The sequence below is a fragment of the Nostoc sp. ChiVER01 genome (assembly GCF_034531155.1).
Lineage (GTDB): Bacteria > Cyanobacteriota > Cyanobacteriia > Cyanobacteriales > Nostocaceae > Nostoc.
On sequence record NZ_JAVRBS010000011.1, the window covers coordinates 195283 to 220935 of the forward strand.

The 25653-nt window shown below is 40.7% G+C and carries 28 protein-coding genes and 1 CRISPR repeat array; of the genes, 9 read left to right on the plus strand and 19 right to left on the minus strand.

Translation table 11 applies throughout. The features are described from left to right. Positions 1–50 precede the first annotated feature (50 nt). Positions 51–818: a response regulator transcription factor gene (locus tag RMY00_RS16760; protein ID WP_322648604.1), complete on the minus strand. Its 768-nt coding sequence runs from the start codon at positions 816–818 to the stop codon at positions 51–53. Positions 819–1405: 587 nt separating this feature from the next. Between RMY00_RS16760 and RMY00_RS16765 the strand changes: the two genes are divergently transcribed. Further along, the gene (locus RMY00_RS16765; protein ID WP_190938947.1) at positions 1406–1654 is read left to right on the plus strand and encodes a DUF6761 family protein; all 249 of its coding nucleotides are present in this window, start codon (positions 1406–1408) and stop codon (positions 1652–1654) included. A gap of 346 nt (positions 1655–2000) precedes the next feature. Here the strand turns inward: RMY00_RS16765 and grxD are convergent, their stop codons facing one another. From grxD to RMY00_RS16800, 7 genes are all read right to left on the minus strand, one after another. Next, complete coding sequence (gene grxD, locus RMY00_RS16770; protein WP_322648605.1) at positions 2001–2324, minus strand: Grx4 family monothiol glutaredoxin; 324 nt, start codon at positions 2322–2324, stop codon at positions 2001–2003. Between the two features lie 101 nt (positions 2325–2425). Continuing rightward, positions 2426–2683, minus strand: a complete 258-nt coding sequence (locus RMY00_RS16775; RefSeq protein ID WP_100899811.1) for a BolA family protein — start codon at positions 2681–2683, stop codon at positions 2426–2428. Positions 2684–2900: 217 nt separating this feature from the next. Then, the gene (locus RMY00_RS16780) at positions 2901–3506 is read right to left on the minus strand and encodes a hypothetical protein (RefSeq protein ID WP_322648606.1); all 606 of its coding nucleotides are present in this window, start codon (positions 3504–3506) and stop codon (positions 2901–2903) included. A gap of 828 nt (positions 3507–4334) precedes the next feature. Beyond that, positions 4335–5093, minus strand: a complete 759-nt coding sequence (locus RMY00_RS16785) for a 1-acyl-sn-glycerol-3-phosphate acyltransferase (RefSeq protein ID WP_322648607.1) — start codon at positions 5091–5093, stop codon at positions 4335–4337. A gap of 112 nt (positions 5094–5205) precedes the next feature. After that, positions 5206–5691 (minus strand): tRNA adenosine(34) deaminase TadA, encoded by a 486-nt coding sequence (gene tadA / locus RMY00_RS16790; RefSeq protein ID WP_322648608.1) that lies wholly within the window; start codon positions 5689–5691, stop codon positions 5206–5208. Positions 5692–6100: 409 nt separating this feature from the next. Next, a complete protein-coding gene (grxC, locus tag RMY00_RS16795) occupies positions 6101–6415 on the minus strand; it encodes a glutaredoxin 3 (RefSeq protein ID WP_322648609.1) in 315 nt (104 codons plus the stop codon). A 47-nt stretch (positions 6416–6462) separates the two neighbouring features. After that, the gene (locus RMY00_RS16800) at positions 6463–7035 is read right to left on the minus strand and encodes a DUF981 domain-containing protein (RefSeq protein WP_322648610.1); all 573 of its coding nucleotides are present in this window, start codon (positions 7033–7035) and stop codon (positions 6463–6465) included. A 317-nt stretch (positions 7036–7352) separates the two neighbouring features. On the opposite strand from RMY00_RS16800, the gene glpX reads away from it, so the two are divergent. The 3 genes from glpX to RMY00_RS16815 all read left to right on the plus strand — a co-directional run bounded on the left by glpX (position 7353) and on the right by RMY00_RS16815 (position 10581). Next, on the plus strand, positions 7353–8390 hold the full coding sequence (gene glpX, locus RMY00_RS16805) for a class II fructose-bisphosphatase (RefSeq protein ID WP_322648611.1): 1038 nt from the start codon (positions 7353–7355) through the stop codon (positions 8388–8390). A 240-nt stretch (positions 8391–8630) separates the two neighbouring features. Further along, positions 8631–9917 (plus strand): glutamyl-tRNA reductase, encoded by a 1287-nt coding sequence (locus tag RMY00_RS16810; protein ID WP_322648612.1) that lies wholly within the window; start codon positions 8631–8633, stop codon positions 9915–9917. A gap of 103 nt (positions 9918–10020) precedes the next feature. Further along, entirely contained in the window at positions 10021–10581 is a 561-nt protein-coding gene (locus RMY00_RS16815) for a metalloregulator ArsR/SmtB family transcription factor (RefSeq protein ID WP_322648613.1), read from the plus strand. Positions 10582–10610: 29 nt separating this feature from the next. Here RMY00_RS16815 and RMY00_RS16820 read toward each other — a convergent pair whose 3' ends face one another. From RMY00_RS16820 to RMY00_RS16830, 3 genes are all read right to left on the minus strand, one after another. Then, positions 10611–11636 carry a WD40 repeat domain-containing protein gene (locus tag RMY00_RS16820; RefSeq protein WP_416212073.1) on the minus strand — a complete coding sequence of 342 codons (1026 nt, stop codon included), beginning with the start codon at positions 11634–11636 and terminating at the stop codon, positions 10611–10613. A 136-nt stretch (positions 11637–11772) separates the two neighbouring features. Next, positions 11773–12066, minus strand: coding sequence for a hypothetical protein (locus tag RMY00_RS16825; protein WP_322648615.1), 294 nt, complete (start codon positions 12064–12066; stop codon positions 11773–11775). 465 nt (positions 12067–12531) lie between these two features. Next, entirely contained in the window at positions 12532–12702 is a 171-nt protein-coding gene (locus RMY00_RS16830; protein ID WP_094331136.1) for a chlorophyll a/b-binding protein, read from the minus strand. A gap of 582 nt (positions 12703–13284) precedes the next feature. On the opposite strand from RMY00_RS16830, the gene ald reads away from it, so the two are divergent. Continuing rightward, entirely contained in the window at positions 13285–14376 is a 1092-nt protein-coding gene (gene ald, locus RMY00_RS16835; RefSeq protein WP_322648616.1) for an alanine dehydrogenase, read from the plus strand. Positions 14377–14494: 118 nt separating this feature from the next. Then, positions 14495–17664: direct repeats of the CRISPR family, unit length 37 nt; unit sequence ATTGCAATTCAATAAAATCCCTATTAGGGATTGAAAC. 47 nt (positions 17665–17711) lie between these two features. Beyond that, positions 17712–17894, plus strand: a complete 183-nt coding sequence (locus RMY00_RS36180; protein WP_416212071.1) for a hypothetical protein — start codon at positions 17712–17714, stop codon at positions 17892–17894. Between the two features lie 22 nt (positions 17895–17916). On the opposite strand, the gene dusB is transcribed toward RMY00_RS36180, so the two are convergent. The 3 genes from dusB to RMY00_RS16850 all read right to left on the minus strand — a co-directional run bounded on the left by dusB (position 17917) and on the right by RMY00_RS16850 (position 20863). Beyond that, positions 17917–18972 (minus strand): tRNA dihydrouridine synthase DusB, encoded by a 1056-nt coding sequence (gene dusB / locus RMY00_RS16840; protein ID WP_322648617.1) that lies wholly within the window; start codon positions 18970–18972, stop codon positions 17917–17919. Between the two features lie 77 nt (positions 18973–19049). After that, positions 19050–19883, minus strand: coding sequence for an Rpn family recombination-promoting nuclease/putative transposase (locus tag RMY00_RS16845; protein WP_322648618.1), 834 nt, complete (start codon positions 19881–19883; stop codon positions 19050–19052). A 122-nt stretch (positions 19884–20005) separates the two neighbouring features. After that, a complete protein-coding gene (locus RMY00_RS16850) occupies positions 20006–20863 on the minus strand; it encodes an acyl-CoA desaturase (protein ID WP_322648619.1) in 858 nt (285 codons plus the stop codon). Between the two features lie 172 nt (positions 20864–21035). On the opposite strand from RMY00_RS16850, the gene RMY00_RS16855 reads away from it, so the two are divergent. Beyond that, complete coding sequence (locus RMY00_RS16855; RefSeq protein WP_322648620.1) at positions 21036–22265, plus strand: TetR family transcriptional regulator; 1230 nt, start codon at positions 21036–21038, stop codon at positions 22263–22265. 16 nt (positions 22266–22281) lie between these two features. Here RMY00_RS16855 and RMY00_RS16860 read toward each other — a convergent pair whose 3' ends face one another. Next, positions 22282–22704: a hypothetical protein gene (locus RMY00_RS16860; RefSeq protein ID WP_322648621.1), complete on the minus strand. Its 423-nt coding sequence runs from the start codon at positions 22702–22704 to the stop codon at positions 22282–22284. A gap of 197 nt (positions 22705–22901) precedes the next feature. Between RMY00_RS16860 and RMY00_RS36185 the strand changes: the two genes are divergently transcribed. Together RMY00_RS36185 and RMY00_RS16870 are read left to right on the plus strand one after the other, a co-directional pair. After that, positions 22902–23099, plus strand: a complete 198-nt coding sequence (locus RMY00_RS36185) for a TolC family protein (RefSeq protein WP_416212074.1) — start codon at positions 22902–22904, stop codon at positions 23097–23099. A gap of 379 nt (positions 23100–23478) precedes the next feature. Beyond that, positions 23479–24105, plus strand: a complete 627-nt coding sequence (locus tag RMY00_RS16870; protein WP_322648623.1) for a DNA-directed RNA polymerase subunit alpha C-terminal domain-containing protein — start codon at positions 23479–23481, stop codon at positions 24103–24105. Positions 24106–24285: 180 nt separating this feature from the next. Here RMY00_RS16870 and RMY00_RS16875 read toward each other — a convergent pair whose 3' ends face one another. The 4 genes from RMY00_RS16875 to RMY00_RS16890 all read right to left on the minus strand — a co-directional run bounded on the left by RMY00_RS16875 (position 24286) and on the right by RMY00_RS16890 (position 25378). Beyond that, complete coding sequence (locus tag RMY00_RS16875) at positions 24286–24543, minus strand: hypothetical protein (RefSeq protein WP_322648624.1); 258 nt, start codon at positions 24541–24543, stop codon at positions 24286–24288. 265 nt (positions 24544–24808) lie between these two features. Beyond that, on the minus strand, positions 24809–24973 hold the full coding sequence (locus tag RMY00_RS16880) for a hypothetical protein (RefSeq protein WP_322648625.1): 165 nt from the start codon (positions 24971–24973) through the stop codon (positions 24809–24811). A gap of 52 nt (positions 24974–25025) precedes the next feature. Beyond that, positions 25026–25205: a DUF6887 family protein gene (locus RMY00_RS16885; RefSeq protein ID WP_322648626.1), complete on the minus strand. Its 180-nt coding sequence runs from the start codon at positions 25203–25205 to the stop codon at positions 25026–25028. Then, positions 25202–25378, minus strand: a complete 177-nt coding sequence (locus tag RMY00_RS16890; protein WP_322648627.1) for a DUF6888 family protein — start codon at positions 25376–25378, stop codon at positions 25202–25204. The genes RMY00_RS16885 and RMY00_RS16890 overlap by 4 nt, the downstream gene beginning before the upstream one ends. Positions 25379–25653: the final 275 nt, after the last annotated feature.

Genomic DNA, 25653 nt, shown 5'->3' on the forward strand with positions numbered 1-25653 from the left:
ATCCCCTCATCCCCCACTCCCTACTTCCTATTCCCCACTCTCCATTCCCATCACACACTACTAAGCGTTGAACGTTGATTATTAAATCTCTCTCTAGTTAACTTTGTTGTTTGTGATTGTGAAATATTGCTATTCAAAATTTCCATGTTAAAACGGTATCCTACATTGCGGATAGTTTGAATCAAGTTAGGTTGGCGAGGATCAAGTTCAACCTTTTTCCGCAGCGATAAAACATGAGTATCAATGGTACGAGGATTATCGATAGCATCAGGCCAAGCACGACGCAGTAATTCTGATCTACTCAGAGGTACTCCCCCAGCTTGTGCCAAAACATACAGCAAACTGAATTCTTGGGGCGTTAAGTCAATAAACTCCCCTTGGAAACGGACACGGCGCTGAACTAAATCGATTTGCAAAGTGCCATAATCCAAGTAAGCTGGTGCAGTAGGTGTGCGCTTCCGGCGAATTAGTGCCTCTACCCGTGCTAAAAACTCTTGCATTCCGAAAGGTTTGCTCAGATAATCATCCGCACCCGCCTTTAAACCTGCGACAATATCACCTTCACTATTACGGGCAGATAGCATTAAGATTAGAGGTTGCTGCTGACGATGCAACCAACGACAAAACTCAATGCCATCACCATCAGGCAGGTCTGCATCTAAAACTACCAGTGTTGGTTGATGGCTTAAAAATACTTCCCTTGCTTGATAAATGCTGGCAGCTTGATGCACACGGTATTCTAGTTGTTGCAAGTGCCAACCCAGCAACGACCTCAGATGGGGATTCCCCTCAATGATTTCTATACAAACCGAACCCACAGTGGCAAGACCCCTTAGCGTCGATGACTTTCAAAGTAACAAGCTCATCTCTAAGGTTTTGTAGCCTTTGTTACTTCAATTGCGATCAACTTTACATTTCCTCATAACAAGAGTGGCAAGATGTTTAATTTATGCCTTGCCTATAAGCAATTAGAAATATCCTTAAATTTTTGTTAAATTTATCGAAATATTTGTTAAACTTATGGAAAGTTCTTCTAGCTTAACATTCTGCTTTTAGATGGATATTATTTGCCAAAAAACTATAGCCTAAGCAGCTAGCTTTTACCACAACAGTTTCTTACCATGATGATATAGTGGATTGCTATCTTGCAGAAATTAGTTTCTACACCCACGAATATATCACCAATACAATTGGGCTGCTGAGTGTATGAAAATCATAAAAATAACTTAGCAGATAACTAGAATCGATGTTTTCTGGAATAGGATTAGAGTAGCTTGTAGCTGTTAGGAGGGTACTGTCCAAAATAGATGTATTTACTTTGAGTTAATGCCAAAGTGAAATTACAGTTCACATTTGAGCGTAAATCATTTACAATTCTCATTCCAAAGAGTTTAATACAGCAGTTATGCTCCAAGACACACAAACCATCCGCTATTACCAAAGACTCACCGACGCCTTCGTCGAGTTATGGAATCGCGGTTATCGCACGGATGACATGCGGATGTATTTGGATGGATATCTAGCCGCATTACGACATGGTAATATTCTTGAACCTATCCTGATTCATCGCTTAGAAGAGGAAGCCAGCCGCTACTTGTACGATGGATCAAATTTTGCAGTGCCACAACCACAGCCACAACCCGATTACTACTAAGTACTATTTACCTAGTCCTTGATAGTAACCGTTAATTACCGCAGATGATTATAGCATATTATCTGTATTGGTCAACTAGTGCCGTGGTGTGAGATTTGGAGATATTGTATTGATAAAACGCATCCCCTCAGCCCTATATTGGTCTTGCCAATACGACTGAGGGGATTGTTGACTATCTCTGAAATCAATTCCAACACAGAATCAAGTATTTTTTTATGAACCCATAAAAAACCCTTGAAAGAGGAGATACCAGTTCTCTGACCTTCAAGGGTATTAAAAATGGGAAATTGCCTTGATTGCGAAGCGCAAATTTAGCAGTATACCCTTCGGTTTGCGTAAAGGAATATTACGAGGCTAAAGCTACTTCTACCTTTTGCTGTAATTCACCTTTTTGGTACATTTCAATCAAAATGTCGGAACCGCCAACAAACTCACCATCGATATACACTTGGGGAATTGTCGGCCAGTTAGAGTATTCTTTAATTCCTTGGCGGATTTCAGAGTCTGATAGAACGTCAATTGTCTCGAAGGGAACACCCAAGGTATTGAGAATCTGCACAACGTTGTTGGAGAAACCACATTGGGGCATTAATTTGTTTCCCTTCATGAAAACTAAAATCTTGTTCTGTTGTAGCAAGTTATCAATTTTCTCTTTGAGTTCTGGCGTCATGGTATTTGTGTTTCCTATGTTACATTCAACGATGACGAGTGAGAAGTTAAAAATTCATAACTCCTAACTCCTCTATAGACGCGATTAATCGCGTCTTTACTTTAGGAAGCTGGTGTTGCTTGCCAAGATTCAGGAGTATATGTTTTTACTGCCAAGGCATGAATTGCTTCAGTTGACATAGCTTGCCCCAAAGCACCATAAACTAACTGGTGCTGTTGCACTAGTCCCTTACCTGCAAAGTGCGATGAAACTACTGTTACCTGATAGTGGTCACCGCCACCAGTCAAGTCTTGCACCTGAACCTGGGCGTCTGGCAGTTCCGCCTTGATCATTGCCTCAACCTGCTGCGGACTAATCATCGCTATTCCTGAAAAAACTTACTTTTCTATTATTAACAGATATGGAGCAATGGCTGTGCCAAATTCAGGTTTTGGCAAGGCTAGAAATAAACGCAGATCTGAGATGGATTTTTGAGGACGATCGCTCAAAGCTACGGTAGATAATCCTATCCTAGCACTGGGAACTTCTCAAGCTACTGCTTTAGGAGAGGTAGAAATGCGGGAGGAGGGGAAAAACTTATTTTTTTGGGGATGAGGAAGATGAAGCACCACCTTCTCTAGGATAGGGAGAATCAACAAAACCCAATTCAAATAACTGTTTATAGGCTTTTTTACCTAAATCGCGCGTCGGGTTTTGACTCTTAATTATTTGAATCAACAATGGTACAGCTAATTCTGGCTGATTTTGGGCGCGATGTACCAATGCTAGCTGAAAGGTAGCTTCATCTCGCTTTTGCGCTGTTACTAGAGCTTTCTGACGCTGAGAATCAGAAACCCTATTGTCAATTCCCGAAAAGCTAGAGTTTAATTCTTGATAAAAATTAGATAGCTGATTATAAACCTGACGCGCTTCTTGCAGTTTCTTGACAGCTAGGGGGTAGTTTTGAGCAGAAACGGCTTGGTCTGCCTCTTTCAGTAAGCGATCGCCACCTTCAATGCTCAAAAGGCTGTTACTTTGGGTTATGGGGCGCAGGTTATTGGGATCGTTGGGGTCAATAGGTTGTGGGCTATTAGTGCCTGGTAACTGTGATACCTGAGCATTCACAGGTGATAGCAGGCTGAGGACTGCTATGACTGATAAAAGAGTACGGCGCATCAAGGTAACAGCGACAGCAGTGTTCATGGGGTCAAGTAGTGCAACGACTATACAGAAAAGTTATAGAAACTTCGGGTATCTTAACTCTGTTTTGGTCTTGGACAAAGCAAAGCCGTATCCTAAGTTTCTCTGATTTAGACTGAAAATCGGTTTAATAGAGTTCCCATTGCCCCTGTATACTAATTAACTAAAATCGTTGTTATGAGCGATCGCGTTAATTCCTCTGATTTTTTAATCATCGGTTTACCAGCAAGCAGCTTGGGAATAGTTTGACAACGCCGTGATGAAGAGTTTTTTTAAGAAAAAATTGAGACTGCTTCACCATCCGTCCCGCTACCGACTTTCCTTTGCAATAATTATCTCAGGTTAAGTGGAATATTTGGCACGAGAATCTTTTCACGCTGCTTGAAGTATTTGCGATCGCTTCCATCGGGCGTGAAAGGCGATCGCACCAAACCATTTAAACATGGCGATGTTTCCAGCCCGCGCTTCCCAAAATTTTGTTTTTACCAGTCATGGTTACAAAATTATGGAAAATCTCAAGACTTTCATTTAATTATTTGACCAAATAGTAAAAATATTTATCATCAACTAATTCAGTTGTTTCGAGACAATTATTAGCTATTGGCTCAAAAAAATGCCAATTTGGCTAAATGTTCCATTAAAAGAGGGTAATCTATTATGTATACATCCTCAAAGGTTGCAAACAAGCCCTAATATTTTGTGACGTTTTCAGGATGAATATACCAAGTAATCAGTGTCAAACCTTGAAAACGTCCAGTTTCTTAATCATCATGCACAGTTAATACTCAATGGGTAAGAGCCAGTCATTTGGACATTTGACCTTTGAGAATATCAAGAATTAGTAATTTCTGCAAATGCACGATTAGTAATTTTTGTTTCTTGATGGCTTAACTGTTGCAGTGCCTTTGCTAAATCAACTGTGATACTTTTAGCATCTTGTTTCATGTAGCCACTCATATAATCCTTGACTCTGATTGGGGAGCCAATGTTAATACTCACATCTGTACCCCAATTTGGATAAGGTTGGCTGTAATTGATGCCTATGGGTATAATTTTCACTCCCAGCCCCGAATGACTAGATTCAGCACTCAAAGCAAGACGAGCAATTCCCGGCTTCAACTGGTGAACTTGACCATCACGAAAAATATTACCTTCTGGAAAGATAACCAGGGTTTTTTGCTGCTGAAGTAGCTCAACTCCATGTCGCAGCGTGCGGATTGACGGATGCTTAGAATTTACAGGGAACCCTCCCAAACGTCGGACAAACCAGCCTTGCAAACCTTGGCATTCGTCGATAGTCACCATAAACCGCAGGTCTTGTTCTCTCCGACAATCAACGGTAGCGTAGGGTACGAGCAATGCATCCCAACGCGCCCGATGAGTAGGCGCGAAGATCACAGGCCCGGTTGTCGGGATATTTTTTTGTCCGGTTATGCTAATTTGCCCAAAGAATAATGGTAATAGGCACTGACGCCCTAATAAATATGCCAGAGGACTTAGCCAAGGAGAAACCCTTGAGGTAGTACCAGTCACCTGATGATTTGCTGGTGTCTCCTGGCAGGTATCGGATGAAGAGTAAAATTCCATCATGACGAATGCAGCTGATTGACGGGTAAAATTTAACGAAAAGTCTGATTAGTTACACCGTAGATTCTCTTGCGTGACTTGTCTGGTACTAGATGGACAGTTTTACCTCTGTCCGTTAGTTTACACTACGCCGCTTAGTAGCAAACCAAGCCTGTAATTGTTGACGACAAGCTGACTCTAGAACGCCTCCAATTACCTGTAAGCGGTGATTAGAAGCAGCACTATCGGGTATGTTAATAACTGTACGAACTGCGCCAGTTTTGGTATCGTCTACTCCGTATACAAGTAGTCCTAGACGCGCTTGGACGATCGCACCTGCACACATCGGGCAAGGTTCAAGAGTTACGTAGAGGGTGCATTCATTAAGATGCCAATTTTGTAAAGTTGTTGCTGCTCTTTTGAGAGCGAGAATTTCCGCATGAGCCGTAGGATCTTTGTCACGCTCTTTTCTATTTTCTCCTTGTGCTAGCAATTTGCCTGTTGAATCAATGATAACAGCACCTACAGGGACTTCACCTGCTTCACCTGCTACTTTTGCTAATTCTAAGGCAGAACTCATCCATTGTTGATGTATAAGATATTCTGAGTATTTAGTTAACATATACTTATCAATATAAAAACGAGGGGGAAAGGGGAAAAGGATGAACAAGTCGCTTGACTTCGGGCGAGGTTTTTACCTTTTCTCCAACCCCAGTCCCCCAAGCCTTGTTTATAAAAATTTTAAAATTATGTTCGCGGACGGGCGAGACACCGATGCTACAAGAAAGAAAAAGTATATATAGCCCGCAGAACTTACATTTGACAATATTCGCTTCGTTGTTATCCCGCCTTGGAATAAATTCCAAGGCTAATAGCTCAAGTCCTCTTAAGAGGATTAAACAAGAATTTCAGTCCACTTAAGTGGACTTTAGGTATTAGCTTAGAACTTAAGTTCTAGGGGGGATATGCGTCATTGCAATATCTTAACTTTTATAAAAATTGGGGTAATGACAATGACTAAAAATCTGAAGCTAAATAGCGGCTTGGGCTAAAAGGGGATCGAGTTGACTTTGTGTGTCTAGTTTATAAAGATCATCACAGCCGCCAATGTGCTGGTTATTGATAAAAATTTGCGGTACAGTACGGCGTCCATTAGCGCGTTCTGCCATTTTCGCTCTAGCTGCTTCGTCGCCGTCGATTTTATATTCAGTAAAATTTACACCTTTCCACCACAGCAGCATTTTGGCGCGAATGCAGTATGGACAAGTTTGCCATGTGTAAAGTTCGACATTGGCTTTAACTCGCTCTGGATGGCGATTTAAAAGGGGATTAAGAAAGTCCAGCATGTTTTATTAAGCAAAGTTTTAACTACGTCTCTAGCCTAGATCATTGCTTACCGCATCGGCGCTGGAACCCACTTTTGAAAACCCTCTAAATGATTCCAGTAAGCCAAATATCCCGTTAATGCCCAAATTAGAGCGGCCACTATCAGTACTGCTACGCCAATTAGTCGCCAGGTTCTATTGGTTTTCCAATAGAGAGTTGGCGCTGCAAAAATACCACCTAAGCCGGTTAAAATAAAGCCGATTCCCGATAAAATCGGTTGCTTTGTCATATTCAAGTTGATGATGCGGATACCTACTACGATCGCAACTGCACCAGCAAAGAAGCCGTAAATTGCTATTGTCAATAAATCCCAACCTTGAGCAAGTGCGATCGCTGCTGCAATAAACAAGATACCAAATAAAACAGTTGTCTCACCGAAGGCAATGTTAAAGCTACCCATGACTGGCCAGGTGAAGATCATGTGTAAACCAGTTGTTAAGGCGATCGCACCTGTAATTCCAAAGCCGGGAATCCACTGTCTTTGATTAGAACTATCTATACCACGATACACATAGTCAGCTAGTAGAAATAGCCCAGCTACCATATTGATTAACATTAGTGTGATGTAGTCGATAAACACGATTAACCTCTTAATGTCCTTCTGGATTGCTCTTCAGTTTTGAGAGAACTCACCAGCTTTTTTTCTTTATTATTTTATACCTAAAGATAGATACTGAAGAAAAGCAATGTTCTGGATGGTTCAAAACTTAGTTACTTTTGAACACGCTTGATGCTGGAATAGTTATGATCAAAAAACAATGTCACAAATGGCACTTTTTTAACGAGTTAGCAGTAAAACTTAACTTTCTTCCAGGTGTATCCGCCCTTTGGTAGACTTGAAGACTGAAATAGCCAGATAAAGCGGCAGAAATTCAAGCAGTTGAGAGGGCAGACTCTGTGGAAAATACACTTGGGTTAGAGATTATTGAAGTAGTGGAACAAGCCGCGATCGCATCCGCAAAATGGATGGGTAAAGGCGAAAAAAATATCGCTGACCAAGTAGCTGTGGAAGCTATGCGGGAGCGGATGAATAAAATCTATATGCGGGGTCGCATTGTGATCGGGGAAGGCGAACGCGACGACGCGCCTATGTTATACATCGGGGAAGAAGTTGGTATTTGTACTCAACCAAATGCTGAAGCTCTCTGTAACCCTGATGAATTAATCGAAATTGATATCGCTGTTGACCCTTGTGAAGGTACGAACTTGGTAGCTTATGGACAACCTGGTTCGATGGCTGTGTTGGCAATTTCTGAAAAGGGTGGCTTATTTGCTGCTCCTGACTTTTACATGAAGAAGTTAGCAGCACCCCCCGCAGCTAAAGGCAAGGTAGACATCAACAAGTCAGCAACAGAAAACCTGAAGATTCTCTCTGAGTGTCTAGAACGTTCTATTGAAGAACTCGTAGTTGTGGTTATGAAGCGCGAACGCCACAACGATTTAATTAAAGAAATCCGTGAGGCTGGAGCGAGAGTCGCCCTAATTTCAGATGGTGATGTGGGTGCAGCTATCAGCTGTGGTTTTGCTGGAACTAATATCCACGCTCTGATGGGTATCGGTGCGGCTCCTGAAGGTGTAATCTCAGCAGCCGCAATGCGTGCTTTGGGCGGACACTTCCAAGGTCAACTGATTTACGATCCTGCAATAGTAAAAACAGGTCTGATTGGAGAAAGCAGAGAAGCCAATATTGATCGTTTAAAGTCTATGAATATCAATGACCCCGATAAGGTCTATGATGCTCATGAACTGGCATCTGGTGAAACTGTTCTGTTCGCTGCTTGCGGCATTACCAGTGGTAATCTCATGGAAGGTGTACGTTTCTTCAGTGGTGGAGCAAGAACTCAAAGCTTGGTAATTTCCAACCAATCGAATACGGCTCGATTTGTTGATACAATTCACATGTTTGGTCAACCCAAGACTCTCCAACTGAACTAATTTTTAGGGAATGGGGAATGGTAAAAGTAGAGGCGAAGCATTTGGAAATAAATCTTTCTCTAAAACGGAAAAATATTCACCAAAATGCTTTACCCTTACAGTAGTTAGTAGTTAGTAGTTAGTGATTAATAGTTGTTTGTTGCTGGGGATAACTACCAACCAATAAACAAAAACTCCCCATTCCCTATTCTCACTCAATGCCCTATTATCAACTACCAACTAGTAACTACGATTTAGCAAATGAATATAGCAGTAGTGGGGTTAAGCCATAAAACAGCCCCAGTCGAAGTCCGGGAAAAATTGAGCATTCCAGAACCACAAATTGAAAGTGCGATCGCTCAACTGGCCAGCTATCCCCATATTGACGAAGTTGCAATTCTTAGCACTTGTAACCGCTTAGAAATTTACATTGTTGCCAGTGAAGCAGACCAAGGTATCCGGGAGGTAACACAATTTCTTGCAGAATACAGTAAATTACCCGTACTTTCTCTACGACAACATTTATTTATGCTGCTACATGATGATGCAGTAATGCACGTAATGCGCGTAGCAGGTGGTTTAGATAGTCTGGTACTAGGAGAAGGTCAAATTCTGGCTCAGGTGAAAACTACTCACAAACTGGGACAGCAATATAACGGTATAAAAACCATTTTAAATCGATTATTTAAACAAGCGCTGACTGCTGGTAAGCGGGTTCGCACTGAAACTAGTATTGGTACTGGTGCTGTCTCTATTAGTTCGGCTGCTGTAGAGTTAGCACAGCTAAAAGTAGCAAATTTAGCAGCTTGTCGAGTGGTAATTCTCGGCGCTGGTAAAATGTCGCGGCTGCTGGTGCAACACCTAATTTCTAAGGGTGCTGTGGAAATTAGTATTGTAAATCGCTCACGCGATCGCGCCCTAGAATTAACTAAGCAGTTCCCTCAGCAACCGATCGAAATTCATCCGTTATCAGAAATGATGACTGTAATTGCCAATAGCGATTTAGTATTTACAAGTACTTCGGCAACAGAGCCAATCCTTGACCGGGCCAAATTGGAAATGGTGTTAGAAGTTCAGCGTTCTTTAATGTTATTTGATATTTCTGTGCCGCGTAATGTTCATGCGGATGTAAATGAATTAGAAAATGTGCAAGCATTTAATGTGGATGATTTGAAGGCAGTAGTAGCGCAAAACTACGAAAGCCGTCGAAAGATTGCACAAGAAGCAGAAAGACTTTTAGAAGAAGAAGTGGAAGCTTTTGATATTTGGTGGCGCTCTCTTGAAACTGTTACCACTATTAGCTGTCTGCGAAATAAAGTCGAAACTATCCGCGAACAAGAGTTAGAAAAAGCTTTGTCAAGATTGGGTTCGGAATTCGCAGAAAAACATCAAGAGGTGATCGAAGCATTAACGCGGGGAATTGTCAATAAAATTTTACATGACCCGATGGTGCAATTGCGATCGCAGCAAGATGTGGAAGCCAGACGGCGCTGTATGCAAACTCTACAAATGCTGTTTAACCTGGATGCAGAGGAACAATTTAGTTAAACTTAACAACAAGTAAGATCCCCGACTTCTTAAAGAAGTCGGGGATCTGAGCTTTCAATTAGATATACTTCTAATTAGATAGATGTCTAATTAGAAGTTAGTTATGCAACCAGAGCAATTTAACATCTTACTCAGCTTTTTCAAGGCATTAGCGGATGATAGCCGATTGAAGATTGTAGGTATCCTGGCGAATCAGGAGTGCAGCGTCGAAGAATTGGCGGCACTACTGCAACTCAAAGAACCTACGGTATCTCATCATTTAGCGAAACTTAAAGAGCTAAATTTGGTAACTGTGCGCCCTGAAGGTAATAGCCGTCTATATCAATTGGATAGCGAGGCTTTACAAAGCATCAGTAAGGAAATTTTTACACCTGAGAAGATAGCATCTTTGATTGAGGATGTGGATACTGAGGCTTGGGAAAGTAAAGTGTTGAAAAATTATTTCGAGGACGGATACCTTAAGGAAATCCCTGCTAGTCGCAAAAAGCGCTTAGTAATTCTCAAGTGGTTAGCAAACCAGTTTGATAGAGGAGTCAACTACCCTGAACGCATGGTAAATGACATTCTTAAACGCTACCATCCCGACTACGCCACCCTACGACGGGAGTTCATTGCTTGCCAGTTAATGCAGCGAGAGAATGGGGTTTATTGGCGTACAACATAGATATGAAAAATGTACCTTTTTGAGCATGATTATTTTGTACGAGCGCTGTTAATTAGGTTTTGTGGATTTCCCCAAATCTTGATTTGTTTATCAAATCCACCACTGGCAAGAATTTTACCATCAGGACTAAAAGCGATCGCACTTACCCAATCTGTATGTTCGCTCAGTGTATTTATTAACTCACCTGTAGTTAAATTCCACAATTTAATGCCATCTCTGCCAGCACTAGCAAGAGTTTGTCCATCGGGATTAATGGCGATCGCATTTACCCAGTTATTATGTCCTGTGAGGGTGCGGACTAATTCTCCAGTATTAATATTCCATAGTTTGACTGTGCGATCGCGGCTAGCAGTAGCTAATGTTTGTCCATCTGGTGTAAAGACCACACTGGTAACAGCATTATCATGAGCTACAAATTCACTGATTAATTTACCAGTACTCAAATTCCACAGCTTGATTACACCCTTATTATCACCACTAGCCAAGGTCTGCCCATCAGGACTAAGGGCTAGGGTATAAATCAAATTGTCAAAACGTACTAGAGTACCAAGCGGGCGCTGCTGTAGCAAATCCCAGATCCGAATCCCATCTAAAGCTCCACTGATGAGAACTTTACTATCAGGAGACACCGCTAAAGATAATACATTACTGGTATGTCCAACAAAAGATCGGGTAAATTTAAAATTTTTCAGGTTCCAGAGGTTAATCGTGTTGTCATCACTACAGCTAGCGAGGGTTTGCCCATCTGGTGAAATCACTAAAGATTCTATGGCTGTTTGGTGTGCTTTATTAATATTCGCCAACTTTTTGCCTTTTGCTAAGTTCCACAGGCGAATTACACCCTCGTTTTCTGCGCCTCCACTCACCAGAATTTTGCTATCTGGAGTGAAAGCGAGGGATTTAACGGTTCCGGTATGTCCTATGAGTGTGTAAAGTAGTTGGGCATTAGCAAAGCTGTTGGTAGTTTGAGAGTTTGGTGTTACCTCAATGGCAGCATGAGCTTCATGAATATAAAACCCTTGCCAGGTAGTCACTGGAAGGGCAACAGCTGCCATAAATGCCAGGATAATATACGGGCGTAGAAAATTATCCCCACCTCTTCCCTCACTACTCACTCTTTTTCCTCACTTTTATAAATACGGTTACTCAAATCAATTTTGCAGAGTTATTTAAGTAATAACTCTGCACTTCCTAGAGAGGTGGTTTTTTCTTAGAAACGCTTAACATTGGTAAAGGCGCACTAGAAGAACGAGGGGGCAAATAGTGTTGCACTACAGGTTCCTCTGGTAGAGGACGACGCTGCTGCAAACGCCACAACTTAAAAGCTAGCGCTATCCCTGTTGTTCCCAAACCAAAAGCAAACAACGACCAGCTATCATTCAGTCCACCAATCAGGGCATCTATAGCGCCCATCGTCATCAATACACTGATTAGTGGCTCTTTTCGGTAGGTTAACTTCAAAAAACGAGGTAATACAGCATTCATCACAGCTTGGTTGGTTCCAGTTCACCTTTTGTGTATATTTACCAAGAATACCTCACCCGTAATTTGCCTTTCTCATGTAAGGCAGATACAAATTATGATTTTCTTTAGTAGGGGAGGAAGTGGACTCATTAATCGCCTTGTATATATTAGTAGAGTCTCGCGGAACTTTGCTTACCTTTAACTATGGGATTTTACCCCTTGTCAAGTCTTGTTAATTGACATAGTAGCTGGATTTCCACCCGACTGTACTAGTTGCAAGTTTATAATATATATATCACTGATAAATATTTCAATTCCTCTCTTGCTTACATTCTAGGGCAATAATTTACGAATAAGTTTAATTAAAGTATCTAGGGCGAAGTAATTGGCTATCAACTGTTAAAGTCAAACCAACTGGTTGTTCCAGCTGGTTGCAACTCCTTTAATTACTAGCTTACAACTTCTACCTTGTGCTTGTTAATGGCACTACTTCAGACCCAGCCATGATAGCACCCCTTGATTGGTGACGTATTCAATCACCAGCAGCAAAGCGAAGCCAATCATTGCCGCTCGACCATTCAAGCGTTCAGCATATTCGTTAAAGCCAAACTTAGGCTCCTCTAATTTAGGTGTAATCGTTGGTTGTGTTTGTGTCATTTTTAAGAAACCTTTTTTCGGCAAACAGGACTTGATATTAGACTTAGCAGCAGTTGTCGAAGATAAGCGACAAAAGTTAAAGGAATAGACTTGTTCTTTTACCCTTAACTTTTACCTTTGACTTGGTAGCTTATCTAACTTTTCAGGGTGGAAAACCTCACTTCTATTTCTCTGTTCCTTTAAGGAGAGAGACTTTGAATTTTCCCTTTCTCTATCGGTAAGGGAGTCAGGAAGTTAGATTTTTCCTGGGCTTTTCCAGATACCGTGAAAAGTTAAGGTAGCTTAAAAGCTGATTGCGTACTTGAATGTCAAGATAACTTGATAAATTCAGCAAAAGCTTCCTAGTAGGGAGCTATACAATCGGTCTTTTAATAAATTGTTACTATTCTTTATATATTGTATAAATACTGGGGCAATAGTCAAGGGCAAGAGTTTAGAGCTACTCAGATTAAATTGAGAAACTTAGGACACAGATTAAATATCTCTAATACAGCTATCTGTAATAGACCAGTCGTAAGACGAAAGTAGCAAGCTTGAAATTCGCAGGCTACAGTTAAACAAAAAAATTATCAGAGGCGATATATGGAAATTGGCGTTCCCAAGGAAAATAAAGATCAAGAATTTCGGGTAGGTTTAAGTCCTTCTAGTGTGCGGGTACTGCGAGAAAATGGTCATAGTATCTTTGTTGAGATGCAAGCCGGTAATGGTGCTGGATTTTCAGATGACGACTACAGAAGTGCTGGAGCCGAAATTGTCCCTACATCAGAAACGGCTTGGAATCAGGAATTAGTTGTTAAAGTCAAAGAGCCTTTGACATCCGAGTATAAATTTTTGCAAAAAGGGCAGATATTATTTACTTATTTACATTTAGCAGCCGATCGCAAATTGACAGAGCATTTAATTGATTGTGGCACAACTGCGATCGCTTACGAAACTGTAGAACAACCAGGCGCTAATAGACTACCCTTACTCACACCCATGAGCGTGATTGCCGGTCGGCTAGCAGTACAATTTGGGGCGAGATTTCTAGAACGCCAACAAGGTGGTAGAGGAGTTCTTTTAGGTGGTGTCCCTGGAGTCCAACCAGGTAAAGTAGTAATTTTAGGTGGCGGCGTTGTCGGCACAGAAGCAGCTAAAATTGCTGTAGGCATGGGTGCTAGCGTCCAGATTTTAGATGTGAGTGTCGAGCGTTTATCTTATTTAGAAACCTTGTTTGGCTCTAGAGTCGAATTGGTTTACAGCAACTCTGCTCATATTGAAGCCGCAGTCAAAGAAGCTGATTTGCTTATCGGTGCAGTTTTAGTACTGGGACGGAGAGCGCCAATATTAGTATCCCGCGAATTGGTTAAACAAATGCGTCTTGGTTCTGTAATAGTTGATGTAGCTGTTGACCAAGGTGGTTGCATAGAAACCTTACACCCCACATCACACACCAATCCGGTATATGTTGAAGAGGGTGTGGTGCATTATGGCGTTCCCAATATGCCAGGAGCAGTACCTTGGACAGCAACCCAGGCACTCAATAATAGTACATTACCTTATGTTGTCCAGTTGGCAAATTTAGGAATTAAGGCACTTGAAGTTAACCCAGCATTAGCTAAGGGTGTAAATGTGCAGAACCATCGCTTAGTGCATCCTGCTGTGCAAGAGGTATTCCCTGATTTGGTAAATTAAGGTGTGCAAGGATTAGGCGATCGCTTATTTTAATAGAGGTAGCGATCGGTAATTAGGCTAATTTCCTTGCCAAATGCGCGGATGTTACTCTAAGAATTTTCAATAGTATATAGATATGATTGCAATTCAATAAAATCCCTATTAGGGATTGAAACATTTTATTGTTTCTGAGTATTTTACTAACGGATTGCAATTCAATAAAATCCCTATTAGGGATTGAAACTAAGTGATTGTCCCCTAGCCTCATAAACTAACTGATTGCAATTCAATAAAATCCCTATTAGGGATTGAAACATGAGGGGGCAACTGCTGTAAATGGGGTCTTTGTCTCATTGCAATTCAATAAAATCCCTATTAGGGATTGAAACATGAGATTCGTACATCATGGATGCGTCGATGGTACATTGCAATTCAATAAAATCCCTATTAGGGATTGAAACGTTTGCGACTCCCTGTATTGTTAATGGTACTGATGGGAATTGCAATTCAATAAAATCCCTATTAGGGATTGAAACTTTATGAGCATTATAGCACGATTTTTCCCAAATGGAGAATTTATTGCAATTCAATAAAATCCCTATTAGGGATTGAAACGGCTCAAATGTTGCCGCTAAAGTTCTTGGATTAGTATTGCAATTCAATAAAATCCCTATTAGGGATTGAAACTAGGCACAGGCATTTGAAGCCTTCCCAAATCATCTATAAAATTGCAATTCAATAAAATCCCTATTAGGGATTGAAACAATTGATCAATTAAATCACCCCCAGTCAGCCCAGCTATTATTGCAATTCAATAAAATCCCTATTAGGGATTGAAACGCTTTCATCAAGCTTAATGGCGTAATCTGTACATTGCAATTCAATAAAATCCCTATTAGGGATTGAAACACCTTTTAAAGCTTGAATGCCCCTCTCAGCTAAAATTGCAATTCAATAAAATCCCTATTAGGGATTGAAACTACCGGTAGGCGTAGCGGGAATTAAAAACTCTTGCTATTGCAATTCAATAAAATCCCTATTAGGGATTGAAACGCCTATCTGGGTATCCTGATGGCACATATCAAGGTTCGCGCATTGCAATTCAATAAAATCCCTATTAGGGATTGAAACAAATTTTCATAAACGAATACAACTCCCTGAGAAGAATTGCAATTCAATAAAATCCCTATTAGGGATTGAAACATTAATCCCATCGAATACCTGTCCGTCGAACTCGAATTGCAATTCAATAAAATCCCTATTAGGGATTGAAACATTAATCCCATCGAATACCTGTCCGTCGAACTCGATATTGCAATTCAATAAAATCCCTATTAGGGATTGAAACGTTGAGAAGATGAGCATGTCCCTGGCCGGAATCGAATTGCAATTCAATAAAATCCCTATTAGGGATTGAAACCCAAAAGATACACACCGTTACGGATATTACGAGCATTGCAATTCAATAAAATCCCTATTAGGGATTGAAACCGTTTCATTGTTAGATAAAACTTTTGAACCATTGGATTGCAATTCAATAAAATCCCTATTAGGGATTGAAACGCACTCTATCGGCTAGGTAATCTACCTCGTGTTTGAATTGCAATTCAATAAAATCCCTATTAGGGATTGAAACTATTTTGACCAATACTGACAATTAAGCCACCAAAGAATTGCAATTCAATAAAATCCCTATTAGGGATTGAAACAAAGAATTTACCTTTTAAATTAGGTTGTGGATTCATCCAATTGCAATTCAATAAAATCCCTATTAGGGATTGAAACCTACTACGACCGCCTTTAGATACTAGAGAGTAAAATTGCAAATTGCAATTCAATAAAATCCCTATTAGGGATTGAAACTTGGCTTCTATCGAAAATGGCAACACTGCCACAAATTGCAATTCAATAAAATCCCTATTAGGGATTGAAACATGAATAAAAAACCCGCGTTCTCACGAGAGAATATTGCAATTCAATAAAATCCCTATTAGGGATTGAAACCAAAATTTTAGTTATTGACATTGACAAAAGACCAATTGCAATTCAATAAAATCCCTATTAGGGATTGAAACTCAATAATGGAGGTATAGAATTACCAACTTGTCTAAAATTGCAATTCAATAAAATCCCTATTAGGGATTGAAACTTCACTAGACAATTTAGCCATATTTTTTACGGAAATTGCAATTCAATAAAATCCCTATTAGGGATTGAAACACGTGGTTTGATTGCCGCAATGCTTGGGCTGAGTGATTGCAATTCAATAAAATCCCTATTAGGGATTGAAACAAATCTTACATGCGCTTGCTCATCCAAAAATCGATTGCAATTCAATAAAATCCCTATTAGGGATTGAAACTGACATGAGAATCAATCTATCCGGTATCGCTCAGATTGCAATTCAATAAAATCCCTATTAGGGATTGAAACAGAAATGGGACGCTCACTATGCCAATGGTCGGATTGCAATTCAATAAAATCCCTATTAGGGATTGAAACGCTCATGACGATGATTTTACTGTATCAAAAAAAGGTTGCCGTACAATTGCAATTCAATAAAATCCCTATTAGGGATTGAAACGAAGCTGCTGGTGCAACTTATGCGGGGGGTGCAAGTTACATTGCAATTCAATAAAATCCCTATTAGGGATTGAAACCCTTCAAAGATACCGTCAAAAAATGTATCTCTACCGAATTGCAATTCAATAAAATCCCTATTAGGGATTGAAACTACCTTGATGGCACATCATGATTGCGATCGCACATTGCAATTCAATAAAATCCCTATTAGGGATTGAAACCGTTGTTGGATATCTGCATTTGCTTTGCAATTAAATTGCAATTCAATAAAATCCCTATTAGGGATTGAAACGCGTACATTGGCGTATTCTACGGGCAAGATTCCTAGATTGCAATTCAATAAAATCCCTATTAGGGATTGAAACATCTCGCCTAACCTTTGGGCAGCGCGTCCAGTTGGATTGCAATTCAATAAAATCCCTATTAGGGATTGAAACAAAGCGTTCTTCAGCAAGTAGTTCTCGTAACTCTATTGCAATTCAATAAAATCCCTATTAGGGATTGAAACTGCCTGTAATCCGAGAAGCTTCTTTGGTAGTAGCATTGCAATTCAATAAAATCCCTATTAGGGATTGAAACTCTAGATGATTTAGCTATAGGATATTTTGTTAAAATTGCAATTCAATAAAATCCCTATTAGGGATTGAAACATCGGCTTCGATGATGCCCCTTTTATTCGGGGTGCTGGTATTGCAATTCAATAAAATCCCTATTAGGGATTGAAACGTTTTTAAAACTTTCACTCGCTTTACTTGCATTGTGATTGCAATTCAATGAAATCCCACTCCATTCCCTCTGGGGGATTTGCCATGAAGTCTTCTAATGAGAAGATTTCGGGGATGGATACAACATCATTTTGTTTGGAGATTAACATTGCGATCGCCCACTTTATTTACGTAGAAAATAATAATTTTAATTGTCATATATCTACATCAAAATTGCTCTATTTGAGATAGAGTTTCTGGTAAAATGCATTTTTTAAAGCATTACCAAACTACTTTGTGTTTCTTCCTCTAGTTCATAACCATTAGCCAATTTTTCAATTGCTTGGTCAATCATCACCAAACCTTGATCTACTTTTTCAACTAAACTTAACTGTCCTCGGAGTTCGGCTGCACCAACGAAACCCTTAGCATACCAAGTCATGTGCTTACGGGCTTGACGTACACCGCGATCGCCTTTATATTCCCACAAGGCTTGTAAATGATCTCTTGCACATTCCAAGCGCTGAATCGGAGTTGGTGATGCTAATATCTCCCCAGTTTTCAGAAAGTGATCAATTTCTCCCACCAAAAACGGATAACCCAAAGTCCCACGGGAACACATCACACCATCAGCGCCAGTTTGTTCTAAACATTTCACCGCCGCTTCAACGGAAAAAATATCTCCATTCCCAATAACTGGGATAGCAAGCACTTCTTTGACACGGGCAATCCATTCCCAACGGGCATTGCCATTGTATCCTTGGGCACGAGTACGACCGTGTACTGTGATCATTTTCGCGCCTGCATCTTCCATCCATTTGGCAAAGTCGAGAATAGTAATTTCATTGTCATTCCAGCCTATACGGGTTTTTACTGTCACAGGTACATCAACAGCTTTTACCACTTCCCGCACAATTGCTTCTGCTACTTCTGGTTGCCGCAACAACGAAGAACCACCACCATTTTTAGTGATCTTATTTACCGGACAACCCATATTAATATCTACAGTATCAGCACCTTCTGCAACTGCTTTTATTGCTGCTTCTGCCAGGAAATCTGGACGGCAATCAAATAGTTGAACGCTAATTGGGCGCTCATTTGGGTCTACCTCCATGATTTTAGGTAATTGCTTGACATAATGTAACCCGGTAGCATTTACCATTTCGGTATACATCATCGAATCTGGCGCATAGCGACGCACAAGACGACGAAATACCATATCTGTCACCCCAGATAGAGGCGACTGGAGAACCCGACTTTTTACTTCAAACGAGCCAATTTTGAGGGGTTGGGAGAGTCTAGCTTGGAGAATGGGAGAGAGCGAAATCATATAAAAAATTAAAAATTAATGGAAATGGAAAATAGCAGGAATATCTAGAGGTATCTGCGATCGCTGCTAATTGTAAGTTATGTATCCTGACTTGGAGGCTGTTTTTGGATTTCTTGCTGAATCTCTTCTAGACTCAAACCTAACTCTTTCGCTGTTTCTTCAAAACTCAATCCCAATTTCAACAACAAAGGTATCATTCTAAACTTTTCTTCACGCGCTCCTTCTTGTTTGCCTTCTTGTTTGCCTTCTTGTTTGCCTTCTTGCTTGCCTTCTTGATAAACTCGTGTTTGTTTCAAATCACTTAACCCAAACATACCTTCAATCTCCTCTCGACTCATTGTCGGAAATTTGTAAACCAAAATTGTCTCTATTAATTCTAATAATTGCCGCCGTTGCGGTTCAATGTTGATTTCTTGCTGGGTTCTCTCTATTAACTGCCTAGCAGATGTGATTGCAGTCTCCTCTTCATCGACCAATAATTTCATCGTAGCAATTCCAACTGGTAATAATGCAGTTTCACCTAATTCATTAAGATAAATGCGACTAACGCGCCCACTTGTGAAAAATTCACTGTAATTTCTGATATCTGCTGTATCTAAACTGCGATTAGGATAGATAACTACTCCTCGCCAATAATTCTTAGGTTTATTTTGGCGTAAGTATAAAGAAATTTCTGAAAATAAGCGTGAATAAATTTCTGTGTCGGTTTGAAACTGAACTTCCACAAAGTAAATCGGATTTTCTTCCCCTTGGGTTGGCAAAAAAACTCCATCTATACGGAATGCAGTTTGCTTAATTTCAATTGAAGAGAATTTATAAGCCTCTGCGATTTGGGGTGGATTACCAATTAATTCAAAAAAGATGCCAGGAAGTTCTTGAAAAAGGCGATAAAAAATACTGTCAGTTTTCACGCTTGATGTATTGCTGAGATTTGCCGCGTTGTCATTTTATCGTGAAATACTACTGATAAAAATTAGTAAGCCGACTGCAAGAAGCAATCGGCATAACAAATTCATGATAATTTAGTTGCAATTTAGCCGTGAGTTGCACCTTGAGGAGGACGCGAAACAACTTTTTTGGCTAAACCCAAAGTCTGCAAAACTGAGATGCTCCACCAAGTAACATCAATCTCCCACCAAGAAAAGCCAGATTTTGCCATGTGAGGATAAGTATGATGGTTGTTGTGCCATCCTTCTCCATAAGTGACGATAGATACCCACCAAAGATTACGAGCGCCATCATTGGCATCAAAGGTGCGATAACCCCACAGGTGTGATGCTGAGTTCACAAACCAGGTTGAGTGCCAAAGTAAGACACATCTGAGAAACACTCCGTAGAATACGAAAGGCCATCCTCCTAAGACATAAAGCAGTAAGGCGAAGGGTATTTGCAACAGCAAGAAGTAGCGATCTAACCAACAATAATAGGGTTGTCTTGCTAGATCGGGGGCATATTTTTTATAGGTGTCATAGTCAAAAAATTCTGGGCGCGGGTAAAAAATCCATAGTATATGGCTCCACCAAAAGCCTCTTTGGGCAGAGTAAGGGTCTAAATTAATATCTTCTGTGTGGGCGTGATGCTGGCGGTGTCCACCTACCCAAAAAATTGGCCCACCTTGCATAGCCAACGCTCCAATCAGGGCGATCGCATACTCTAACCACTTAGGAACTTGGAAACTCCGATGGCTCAGTAGTCGGTGATATCCCAAACAAATACCAATGCTCCCGAATAACCAGTGCAGAAACACTAGCAAACCTAATGCTGACCAGGAGAAAAACCAAGGAGACAGAAGTGCTAAAGCATGAAATGTAGCAAAAAATACTACATTCGTCCAACTGAGTTGAGGTGACTTGCCTCTCTCAGGGGCGATCGCCCCAAAATTTGCGGTCATAAAAATTCCTGTTGATGGATCATGAAGCGATTTGCTTTTTCTTGGGCATAACCCCACTAGGATTTACCCACCCTGTACATCAGTTCATTACAGTAGAGTAAAGCAAGTATCACTTACATTTGTTATGCTAGCAGAACTCTGATATCCGTGCAAGTGCCACTTGCATTTCTGTATGTCATCTCATCTCATTTCAACTCGTCAACGCCTGATTCAAGCTGCACTTGAGTTGTTTTCTGCTCACGGAGTCAGCGCAACCACAACCCGCCAAATTGCTGAAAAAGCCGAAGTCAACGAAGTGACTCTATTTCGGAATTTTGGCAATAAGCATGGACTCCTTTTGGCTGTGCTGGAAGAGTCCGCAGCCTTCAAGGATTTAGGTGAGTCGCTGGTGCGGCGGGCAACGCCTCCCGGCAATGTCTACCAAGCTCTTAAAGATTATGCAAGTGATAGCTTACATGCATTAGAACGAGTGCCAGAGTTCGTCCGGTCTGTGGTGGGTGAAGCCGACCAATTCCCGGCAGAAAATCGCCGCGCACTAGGTAGGGGAGTAACAGAGGCAAACCGCTATGTAGCACAGTATTTAGCTACTGTAATCCAGCAAGGCCACCTAAATACCTATTTACCGGCAGAAAAATTAGCCAGTTTGCTGAATGGGATGATCTTGGGATATGCCGTAATTGAGTTCACCAGCGAATTTCACGAGCTTTGGGAGGATCGGGATGATTTTCTGGAAAATTTGGTGGAGTTGTTTTTAAATGGAGCCATGTCATCTTCAACAGAATCAGCAATGAACTCTTTACAAGGCGGGTTCATTAGCACAGAAGTAGCTGATTTGCCTGCTAGTTTAGTTCACGAAATTCTGCAACAAGCGAGGAAATCGGGAGTACGAGATTATGCCTTGGCTTATGTGTTATTTGGGGCTGGGTTATCCGCTACAGAAATAATTAGCTTGGAGCGATCGCACCAAATCTACGATACTCAAGGACACTTTTTGCAAATTACAATTCCCGGATTTGTCCGTCAAGTACCTGTGAATCAGTGGATTTTGGGTAAACGCTACGGTTCTTTTACTAATAATCCTTTAATCAAATGGCTGAAAAGTCGTAAAGATTCTCAAACAGCCATGTTTTTGAATGAAACAGGCAAACCGCTTTCAGAATCAGAGCTTCAGACACGTTGGCAAATATGGAGTGATGGACTGTTAACTCCCCAAGGACAAACGCCAGATATAGCACAAGCACAACAAACCTGGCGTGTAGAAATGTTAATGCGGGGGATCAGCTTGGAAAACTTGATTATTTTAACAGGTTGCGATCGCGCCCAATTACAACCTTATGTCCGCCGAGCCAAAGAAAAAGCCGCCCTAGAGCAAGCTACCCGTTTGGATCATAAGCCAGGGTAGAGAGTGGAGATTTAAATCAGTTCACTGTTAACTGTTCTTGTTTACCATTGTTGTTTGCACCATTCAAGATTGTAGCTGTACTCTCAGATGGGGATTGGGTGTTGCTAGAACGGCGTGATGATTTCTTGCGTGGCTTACCTCCCGCCTGGATATATTGCAAACTGTCTTTGCCATAATGGGTTGCCACACTCATTAACATCTTTTCAGAGTAGCCGCGCAATTCTTCTTCAATTAGAGAGAGGCGACCTGCCATTTCATCTATGCTAGAGAGTAAAGTGTTGTAGGTAGATAGCTGGGTTTGCAAGGTTTGGATGTAGCTGTCGTAGTCTTTCAAACTTAATCCGTTGCCAAATTCTAGTGTAGGGCTAATTGATCGCATTCCTGCAATTCGACGGAGAGCCTTTTCTAAATCTGGTGAACTGCGTTTTAGTCGTGCCATGAGATGCGCTCCTGAAGAAGTTATAGGATTACTGTATGTACTGTAGCCAATGCAACAATAAACTTCTCTGAGAGATAATTCGGAAAAATTAAAGCAAATTAAGATCGACCTAATTACTTTTAGTGGATTATACTTAGACATTTATTGAAAATGTCAAAAAAACTACATAAAGTGAGCAACAGATACCCCAAAGTCGTATTGAGGTACTTCAAAGTCGTGTTGAGGTACTTCAAAGTCGTGTTGAGGTACTCCAAAGTCGTATTGAGATACTCCAAAGTCGTTTTGAGGTACTCCAAAGTCGTTTTGAGGTACTTCAAAGTCGTATTGAGGTACTTCAAAGTCGTATTGAGGTACTTCAAAGTCGTTTTGAGGTACTTCAAAGTCGTTTTGAGTGAGGTACTCCAAAGTCGTATTGAGGTACTCCAAAGTCGTTTTGAGGTACTAGATGATGAGTTTTCTTGCCTTAACCCAATACAGTTCAGTTAAGCATTTCTTTCTTCTCTGTGCGTCCTTGGCGTCCTTGGCGGTTCGTTAAAAAAATTGAGTTTGACAAAGAGTTTTAGCCTTAACTGAACCGTATTGTGCCTTAACCCGATTTACGGTCAAGGCTATTCACCAAACAGTGGACAAAACTACACTCCCAAGGTTCTTGGCAACTTTTGGTGATCTTGGTTGGGGGAAGGCAAAAGGCAGACGTAATGATTTGTCCATGTTGTCAACACTGTATACATATTGATATATTCAATGTGTACATTGTTGACAAGGTAGAGAGATATGGGAAAAAAAACCAAGGAATCGCCTATTGTAAGCTTCCGTGTGCCACATTCTGTTGTCGAAAAGTTAATTACAGATGGCAGATTGAAGCCTAACCATACAAAGTCAGAGTTATCCAACCTAATCAAAAATGACTGGTTAGCCTCTGTTGATGCTGGTGTAGAACCGACTGTGAGTGTAAATACTGTTTATGAGCAACTAGTAAAAATAGATAGAGTTCTAGAAATACTTGAGGACAATAAGCCGAATGGTGTTGTTGATGCCAATGTAGACAGTGTTGACAAAATCAGCTTGCCTCAAAGCATAGACTCAATCTCGTCGGATAATCAGCTTGTAGAGGTTGCCAATAGTAATGTACACCCCGTAGAGGAAATAAATGGGGATAATAAACCGAATGGCGTTGTTGATGAAAACAGTATTGAGTCATTGAATTTGAAAAAAAATACTTATACGGCGCTTAAAGAGGCACAAGTTAACACAATAGAAGATTTAAAGAAATATAGTGTCACAGGCTTGCGAACGCTGAAAAATCTGGGAAATAAATCTGTATCTCAGATAGTTGAAGCACTGCAAAGCCGAGGGATTGAGTTACCAGTTCCAGACCCGGAATACACGCCTTCTCTGTGAGCAGTGATTCCGAAAGTTACGCGCTTTGAATTAACATCTGCCTGCATTTGGTCTAAAAGGCGCTCTTTTTGGCTTTCAGCTTGTTCCCAGCCCCCTGCTGATGTCATCAAATTCCACTTTTCCGACATCTTCCCTAACTGGGGACAGCCTCGCCAAGCTTGCTGCTGCTCCCAGGTCTAATTATTCAGTTACGTCTTTGTCATCAGTCTGTAGCGCTTTAAAACTCAGTGTTAACTTCTGCCAGAGTGACTCAATTTCCTCATAGCACTCTTGTGAAGAAAGTTTTCCCAAAGTCTGTAGATTGCACAGATAACAAACACGTTGAGAAAATTCTTGAAGATTAGCATTGAATAAAAAACTTTGAGGCGTAAACTTACCAAGATAGCGATAGCGCTCGTAGAGGAAATTGTTTTTAGCTGTCTGATCGTAGTCATCCATATAAAAATCTTCTTAGCTAAAATTGAAACTTGATTTTTTAAGGTTGTTTTTTAAATTAATATCTACATTACCTGACCTGTCCATCACTGTGATCGTAAAACAGATAAATCTCTCCTGGGAGTGAGTAATATTCACTCAAGAGTGGGACAGATCCTTTGTAATACCAACTTTTAACCGAATGTTGGTAAAACGATAAAAATTTGAGATACTGACGGTAACGCTACCCCTTGTTCCGTCGAGTTTTGTCATTTGTCTGCCCTGGATATCATAGCCGATCGCCAATCACCGAAAGTTGGTAAAACGGAAAAAATTGAGCCTGCTGCATCCAGATCCAAGTCACCAAATCAGCACAGATATAAGGGTGTGCGATCGCGGGAATATCCAAGAAGATGATAGCTGAAGGCAAGTTCCAAAATTCACATTGAGTCAAGCTGCTAAATTGAAAAAACCCCGTTGCTGGAATTTCAGTAACGGGTTTTATGTTAACTAGCTTGATTAATACGCCGTTTTAATTCAGCCTCTAATTGTTCTGGAGTGCTGACCACTACCCCCGGTTTGGCTCTCATGATACTGAGGTAATGCTGAAATGCCTCCTCGTCCTCGGGGTTTGATATCACATATTGTCTTAATTCTTGCTCATTAAGAGTTAAATAGTCTGTCATCGGATAATGTTCTCCCCGTTACTAAAAATTTCTACTTGGATGGTTTCGCCTATCAAAATTACGATCCGGCTTGTCCTCTCATCAAATCCAACCAATGCTATATCTCTAAACAAATTACTAGCCCGAACGCAAAAGTCAAAGAATGCTTTAAGTTGTTCGATGGTCGGTTCCATACCTCTTACCATTGAATAAAATTAAATCGGTTAATTCGTGACCAGTTAGGATAACATTGCTTTTGTCAATTATAAATTTCGCTGAAAAGTTAAGAGAGAATAAAGTATTAAATTAAGCTTAGTACTTAGCTTGAGCAGAAAAATGAATGATGATGACTAAAAAAGTGATGCCTCTTCCACATTAGAAAAGTGATCGCCCTTAGAGGATGTTTGAAAAGTAATGATTCATGTATCACATATTTTTTACCCCACCCTAACCCTCCCCTTATAAAGGG

Bases quoted from the DNA above. Each gene is read 5' to 3' on its own strand.
- RMY00_RS16765 (WP_190938947.1), top strand. From the start codon at position 1,406: ATGCTCCAAGACACACAAACCATCCGCTATTACCAAAGACTCACCGAC.
- grxD (WP_322648605.1), bottom strand. From the start codon at position 2,324: ATGACGCCAGAACTCAAAGAGAAAATTGATAACTTGCTACAACAGAAC.
- RMY00_RS16775 (WP_100899811.1), bottom strand. From the start codon at position 2,683: ATGATTAGTCCGCAGCAGGTTGAGGCAATGATCAAGGCGGAACTGCCA.
- RMY00_RS16780 (WP_322648606.1), bottom strand. From the start codon at position 3,506: ATGAACACTGCTGTCGCTGTTACCTTGATGCGCCGTACTCTTTTATCA.
- RMY00_RS16785 (WP_322648607.1), bottom strand. From the start codon at position 5,093: ATGATGGAATTTTACTCTTCATCCGATACCTGCCAGGAGACACCAGCA.
- tadA (WP_322648608.1), bottom strand. From the start codon at position 5,691: ATGTTAACTAAATACTCAGAATATCTTATACATCAACAATGGATGAGT.
- grxC (WP_322648609.1), bottom strand. From the start codon at position 6,415: ATGCTGGACTTTCTTAATCCCCTTTTAAATCGCCATCCAGAGCGAGTT.
- RMY00_RS16810 (WP_322648612.1), top strand. From the start codon at position 8,631: ATGAATATAGCAGTAGTGGGGTTAAGCCATAAAACAGCCCCAGTCGAA.
- RMY00_RS16815 (WP_322648613.1), top strand. From the start codon at position 10,021: ATGCAACCAGAGCAATTTAACATCTTACTCAGCTTTTTCAAGGCATTA.
- RMY00_RS16820 (WP_416212073.1), bottom strand. From the start codon at position 11,636: ATGGCAGCTGTTGCCCTTCCAGTGACTACCTGGCAAGGGTTTTATATT.
- RMY00_RS16825 (WP_322648615.1), bottom strand. From the start codon at position 12,066: ATGAATGCTGTATTACCTCGTTTTTTGAAGTTAACCTACCGAAAAGAG.
- RMY00_RS16830 (WP_094331136.1), bottom strand. From the start codon at position 12,702: ATGACACAAACACAACCAACGATTACACCTAAATTAGAGGAGCCTAAG.
- ald (WP_322648616.1), top strand. From the start codon at position 13,285: ATGGAAATTGGCGTTCCCAAGGAAAATAAAGATCAAGAATTTCGGGTA.
- RMY00_RS36180 (WP_416212071.1), top strand. From the start codon at position 17,712: ATGAAATCCCACTCCATTCCCTCTGGGGGATTTGCCATGAAGTCTTCT.
- dusB (WP_322648617.1), bottom strand. From the start codon at position 18,972: ATGATTTCGCTCTCTCCCATTCTCCAAGCTAGACTCTCCCAACCCCTC.
- RMY00_RS16850 (WP_322648619.1), bottom strand. From the start codon at position 20,863: ATGACCGCAAATTTTGGGGCGATCGCCCCTGAGAGAGGCAAGTCACCT.
- RMY00_RS16855 (WP_322648620.1), top strand. From the start codon at position 21,036: ATGTCATCTCATCTCATTTCAACTCGTCAACGCCTGATTCAAGCTGCA.
- RMY00_RS16860 (WP_322648621.1), bottom strand. From the start codon at position 22,704: ATGGCACGACTAAAACGCAGTTCACCAGATTTAGAAAAGGCTCTCCGT.
- RMY00_RS16870 (WP_322648623.1), top strand. From the start codon at position 23,479: ATGGGAAAAAAAACCAAGGAATCGCCTATTGTAAGCTTCCGTGTGCCA.
- RMY00_RS16875 (WP_322648624.1), bottom strand. From the start codon at position 24,543: ATGGATGACTACGATCAGACAGCTAAAAACAATTTCCTCTACGAGCGC.
- RMY00_RS16885 (WP_322648626.1), bottom strand. From the start codon at position 25,205: ATGACAGACTATTTAACTCTTAATGAGCAAGAATTAAGACAATATGTG.
- RMY00_RS16890 (WP_322648627.1), bottom strand. From the start codon at position 25,378: ATGGAACCGACCATCGAACAACTTAAAGCATTCTTTGACTTTTGCGTT.